Source organism: Streptomyces sp. NPDC056948 (genome assembly GCF_042674225.1).
GTDB lineage: Bacteria > Actinomycetota > Actinomycetes > Streptomycetales > Streptomycetaceae > Streptomyces > Streptomyces purpurascens.
This window is the reverse complement of sequence record NZ_JBHUQX010000537.1, coordinates 1-5311: the sequence shown is the minus strand read 5'-3', so window position 1 is coordinate 5311 and position 5311 is coordinate 1. Positions and strand designations below refer to the sequence as shown.

Sequence of the window (5311 nt, the reverse complement as noted above, 5' to 3'; positions counted from 1 at the left end):
CGACTGCGGCGTCAGCACGCCGGAGGCGACCTGGGGGAGCAACGGCAGGTAGAGCTGGTAGGCGAACGGCGTCACCAGCGTGACGTCGGCCTCGTCCGGGGAGAGTTTCCGTTCCAGACGGCGGACGCACTCCACGCCGGCGAAGCCTGCGCCAACCACCAGGATCCTGGGTCGTGTCACGGTGTTCATCCCTTTCTGCGGCTCCAGGCGGTCTGCCTCGAACGCCTTTCGACTGCCCCTGGATCGCTGGTTCGCACCCCTTTGATCCCACCGCGTGTCCGACCGGCACGCCAGTCGGACGCGGCAGGCAGACGAACGCGTCGATCACCACCATGCCCGCCCCGTGGCCGAAAAGCACCAGGCGGGAGTGAAGAACGCGTGCAAGGAACCGCCGGCCGGACCTGCCGTCAGGACGTGGCGTCTCCTTGGAGATGACACAGCAACAGACACACGTCGTCGTCGCGCTCGGAATCGCTCAGCAGCGGATGCAGGATCCGGTCCGCCGAGCCCTCCAGATCCGCGTCCAGCTCCGCGGAACGGAACCCGCCGAGCGCCGCGGCCAGCCGCTCGATACCCGGGTCTATGCCCTGCGCGCGCCGCTCGACCAGCCCGTCCGTGTACAGCGCGAGCGTCGAGCCGGGCTCCACCTGCTCCGTGTGGTCGGCGATCTCCTGGGTGAGCGGGATGCCGAGCATGGCGCCGGGTTTGGCGTCGAGCGTGCGCACGGTCCCGTCGGGCAGCCGCAGCACCGGCGGCGGATGCCCCGCGGCGGCCCAGGTCAGGGTGGGCTCGTCCGGGTGGAAACGCGCGATGACGGCGGTGGCGTACAGGTCCGGCTGCAGATGGTGCAGGAACCGGTGCAGCCGGGTCAGCAGCCGGCCCGGGCTGTCGCCGTCGACGGCGTACGCCCGCAGCGCGGTGCGCAGCTGGCTCATCATGACGGCCGCGTGCAGCCCGTGCCCGGTCACATCGCCGATGACGGTGATGAGACCGCCGTCCCGCTGGCGGAACGCGTCGTACCAGTCACCGCCGATGTTCATCCCGTGCGTGGCGGGCAGATACCGCGCGGCCAGGCTGAGGCCCGGCGTCGTCGGCAGGTCCGTGAGCAGGGCGCGCTGCAGCGTCTCGGCGATGTCGCGGTTGTGCTCGAAGCGGCGGGCGTTGTCGATCGCGATGCTGGCCCGCCGGGTCAGCTCGATCAGCATCACCGCGTCGTCCGGGTCCCAGCGCGCACCGGGCGGCGACAGGGTCAGGACCCCCAGCGGCGCCCGCCGCGTCGGCAACGGGACACACAGCAGCGGCCGCCCGGGATCCAGCGCCGACGGCGGCTGGTCCTCGACGCCGGGCAGGCCCCCGGGATGATCGGCGGCGTACTGGGGCCGGCCGGTCCGGGCCGCGACCACGGCGGCGGCCGGATGCGGCGCCGACCCGTGCCGGTCGTCCTCGTGGTCGAACAGCCAGATGTCGACGCTGCGCGCGTACTCCGGCACCAGCAGGTCCGGCAGCCGGCGCACGATCTCCTCGTGGTTGAGCGAGGCCGTCAGCACGGCACTCGCGTCCGCGAGGAAGGTCAGCCTGCGGCGGGCGCTCTCCGCCTCGTTGCGGGCGCTGCGCTCGGCGGCGAACGCCTCGCGCTGGGCCAGCCCCGCGGCGTCCAGCTCCGCGTGCAGCGCCAGGACGCCCTGGTTCGTCTGGTGCAGCTCCTCGCGGTGGAAGGAGACCAGGTCCTCCTGCTCGGTGAGCTTGTCCAGCACCACGGCCGTGTCCTCGTCGGCACCGAGCAGCGCCTCCGCGAGGGCGGCCGGGTCGTCCGCGACGGTGCCGCTCTCCCCGGCCCGGGCCGCCTCGGGGCAGGGGACCGTGACCTCCCACGGCGGCTCCCCGGCCGCGGCGGACGCGTCCGGCGACGGCGTCACCACGGCGTGCAGCAGCCCCTCCTCGGCGGGGGAGCCGGCGAGGTCCATGGTGAGCAGCCAGGTGCCGCCCTTGGTGAGGCACTGGCGCAGCTGGGCGCTGAGAGCGGCGGCCAGCCTCGTCCGTTCGACGGTGGACACCCCGTACGCGGCGGCCAGGCGCGCGAGAGCGATGCGGGCGCGTGCCGCATCGGTGACGGTGGTGATCTGCCAAGTGCGCATCATGGGCGTTCCGGCGGGGTCGGAGTCAGCACGGCCACGGCGGTGTCGTCCCGTACCGGCCGGGCGGGACTGCTCGCGTCACGTATCGTCACGGCGGCCGTCACGGCCGGGTCGGCCGCGGGCAGGCCGGCGTCGGACGGCGGCGTCCAGCGGCTGGGCAGGCCGTCGGTGTGCAGGATCAGCAGCCGGTCGTCCGCCCAGTCGGCCTCCTCCTCGCGGAGGGTGCCGGGCCGGTGGACGCCGACGATGCCGGGCCGCGACAGCAGGTGACGCCAGGTGCCGTCCGTACGCAGCCGCGCCCCCACGTTCCCGATGCCGGCGAACCGCAGACGCCCGGCCCGCAGGTCGAGCTGGGCCACGGCGACGGCCGCGCCCCGGGTGCCCTTCAGCGTGTCGTGCAGCCGCCCCAGCGCGTCGGCGGGGGAGAGGTGGGCCCAGCGGTGCAGCGCAACGACCGCGGCGGACGAGGCACGGGCGGCATCCGGACCGTGCCCCAGACCGTCCGCCAGCATCAACGTCACCCGCTCCCCGGCCCGCACCCACGCCCAGGCGTCGCCCGAGCACTCGGCTCCGGCGTAGGGGATGTTCACGCCTCCGGCCCGCACACCGGCGACGGGCGAGGGGCTGTCGTCCGACGGGCCGGGTGGCTCTTCACGCGTGAGGACACCGCCGTCCCCGGGCCCGCCACCGGACCACCCCGGGACGGTACCCCCTGGCGTGTCGGGTCCGGGCATGTCGCCCCAGCTCCCCGAGACCCCGTCGGCCCACACCCGCACGGCCGGTCGTGCGGGCGTGCCGTCACCGCGAGGCGTGGCGCCCACGCGGGCCACCGCGACCGTGCCGCGGCCGCGCGTGCTGTTCAGGCCGAAGTCGTCGGCGAGACGCAGACACGTTCCGAGGCCCGCACCGAGCGAGCGGGTCGTGGAGAAACCGTCACGCAGCGCCGCGGGCACGTCGGCAATGCCCGGGCCGTGGTCGATCGCGGCGATCTGCACGACCCGGGACTCCTCACGTCCCTCCCGCAGCACGGGCGGCGCCACGACGTCGATGAGCACCTGACCACCCTCGGCGTGCTTGAGCAGATTCGTGGCGAGCTCGGTCGCGACCAGCGCGGCGGCCGCGGTGCGCCGCTCGTCGAGACCGGCCAGCACGGCCGCGTCCTCCGCGGCGACCCGCGCGTCGCGCACCCGCGTCGAGTCGCGCACCGGGACGTCCCACAGGCGCGGCATCAGGCCTCCTCGCGCGGACGCGGCGGCTGGGCGACCCAGCAGGTCACCCGCACCGTGGTGCCGTCGCCCGGCGTGCTGTCGATGTGGAAGTCGTGCACCAGGCGCCGCGCGCCGCTCAGCCCCATCCCCAGCCCGCCGCCGGAGGTGTAGCCGTCGCAGAGCGCCCGGTCCAGGTCGGCGATGCCCGGCCCCTCGTCGGTGAAGGCCAGCCGCAGGCCCTGCGCACCCGCGCTGCTGACGTGCGTCACCTCCATCTGCCCGCCACCGCCGTGCACGAGGGTGTTGCGGGCCAGCTCACTGGCCGCCGTGACCAGCTTGGTCTGCGCCACCAGGCCGAAGCCGAGCCGGGCCGCGGCCTGCCGTACGTGCTGTCGCACCCACACCAGGTCAAGGTCCGACCGGATGGGCAGGCAGGCCTCCACGCCCGCGGCGGTGTGCATCACGGACTCTCCTGACGCGGGCCGCCGGGACGGGTCACCGGGGGCCGCCGCGTGAGGAGCTCCATGCCCGCCTCGGTGCTGAGCGCGGTGCGCAGCCCCGGCAGCGTCAGTCCCAGTTCCACCAGGGTGATGGCGACGGCCGGGCGCATGCCGGCCACCACGGTCCGCGCGGCCAGCAGCTTGGCCTGCGCGGCGATCTCGGCCAGCACCCGGCCGAGGAAGGAGTCGACGATCTCCACGCCGGAGATGTCGATGAGGACACCGCGCACCCCGGTACGGGAGATGGTCTCCGCGAGATCCTGCTGGAGCTGCTGCGCCGTGCTGTCGTGCAGATCCCCCTGGAGCGTGACCAGGAGGACGTCGCCGAGCCGCAGGACCGGCACATGGCCCGTGACGGGACGGAGGTAGGCGTCGCTCACCGCTGTCCCGCACCCGCGTTCACGATGTCGGCGCCGAGCTGGTGCAGCGCGTACCCCAGCGCGTCGGCGAGGTTCGCGCGGGTGATGACGTCCAGGTCCAGACCGAGGTGGACGATGGTCTGCGCGATGGCGGGACGGATGCCGGAGACGATGCACTCGGCGCCCATCAGCCGCGCTGCGGCCACCGTCTTCATCAGGTGCTGGGCCACCAGCGAGTCGACCGTGGGCACGCCGGTGATGTCCAGGATCGCGAACCGGGCGTGCTGGTCGACGACGGCGTCCAGCAGCGTCTCCATGACCACCTGGCTGCGAGCGCTGTCGAGCGTCCCGATCAGCGGCACGGCCACGATGCCGTCCCACAGCCGGATGACGGGCGTGGCCACCTCCATGAGCTGCATCCGCTGCCGGTCGCTGAGCGCCTCCCACTCGCTCAGCGCCGTCTGCATGGCCACCAGCCGCAGGGTGCCCATCAGCACGGCGAACGCCGTCGAACACGCCCGCAGATGCTCGGGGGACGCCTGCTCCAGATCGGCGGCCAGCAGATTCTCGGCGGGCGGCCGCAGGGCGGCCAGCTCGCTGGACACCTGGGTGTTGGACAGCCCGGCACGGGAACGGGCCGCGCCCATCCGGGCAAGCTGCTCCCGCACCCCGCTGAACCCCGCGGAGTCCGGATCCTCCACCTGGTCCGAGTCGGCCACCTGGGCCAGCGCGTCCACGACGGCCTTGCCCGCCTCCACCGCCTCGTCGCGCGAGACGGTGAACACGGTGCGGAACAGGGGCTCGTCCGCCCACCGCTGGGCGATCTGTTCCCGCCGGCGGTGCAGGAAATCCCTGACTTCCCCCGTGGGCGTGGCGAGCTGTCCGTCCGCTTCGTGCTCCGGCACCTGGTTCTCTCCTCATCCGCGTTGCGTCGACCGAGCCCGCTTCGGAAACGAGAACGGCGTGGTGACACTTGCCGGGCGACAACTCTAACCATGCCCCGACCTCGTACGACACCCGATCCGGCGCAAGCGATCCGGTTCAGGGAACGGCGGTCGGCCACCGCCGGCGGCCGGCGCGCGCAGGGCGGTCCGCCGCACGGGCAGGGC

At 73.9% G+C, this 5311-nt stretch carries 5 protein-coding genes and 1 pseudogene; all 6 read right to left on the bottom strand.

Annotated features, from left to right (window positions below; genetic code table 11):
- Nucleotides 1-189 (bottom strand): annotated as a pseudogene (locus ACFTZL_RS40465) (NAD(P)/FAD-dependent oxidoreductase); the annotation flags it as partial.
- A 218-nt stretch (nucleotides 190-407) separates the two neighbouring features.
- A complete protein-coding gene (locus ACFTZL_RS40460) occupies nucleotides 408-2138 on the bottom strand; it encodes a PP2C family protein-serine/threonine phosphatase (protein ID WP_382594230.1) in 1731 nt (576 codons plus the stop codon).
- The gene (locus ACFTZL_RS40455) at nucleotides 2135-3364 is read right to left on the bottom strand and encodes a SpoIIE family protein phosphatase (RefSeq protein WP_382594227.1); all 1230 of its coding nucleotides are present in this window, start codon (nucleotides 3362-3364) and stop codon (nucleotides 2135-2137) included. The genes ACFTZL_RS40460 and ACFTZL_RS40455 overlap by 4 nt, the downstream gene beginning before the upstream one ends.
- Nucleotides 3364-3804 carry an anti-sigma regulatory factor gene (locus ACFTZL_RS40450; RefSeq protein WP_382594233.1) on the bottom strand — a complete coding sequence of 147 codons (441 nt, stop codon included), beginning with the start codon at nucleotides 3802-3804 and terminating at the stop codon, nucleotides 3364-3366. The genes ACFTZL_RS40455 and ACFTZL_RS40450 overlap by 1 nt, the downstream gene beginning before the upstream one ends.
- Entirely contained in the window at nucleotides 3804-4223 is a 420-nt protein-coding gene (locus ACFTZL_RS40445) for an STAS domain-containing protein (protein ID WP_382594224.1), read from the bottom strand. Before ACFTZL_RS40445 ends, ACFTZL_RS40450 begins: the two co-directional genes overlap by 1 nt.
- Nucleotides 4220-5107 (bottom strand): STAS domain-containing protein, encoded by an 888-nt coding sequence (locus ACFTZL_RS40440; RefSeq protein WP_382594221.1) that lies wholly within the window; start codon nucleotides 5105-5107, stop codon nucleotides 4220-4222. The genes ACFTZL_RS40445 and ACFTZL_RS40440 overlap by 4 nt, the downstream gene beginning before the upstream one ends.
- Nucleotides 5108-5311 lie beyond the last annotated feature (204 nt).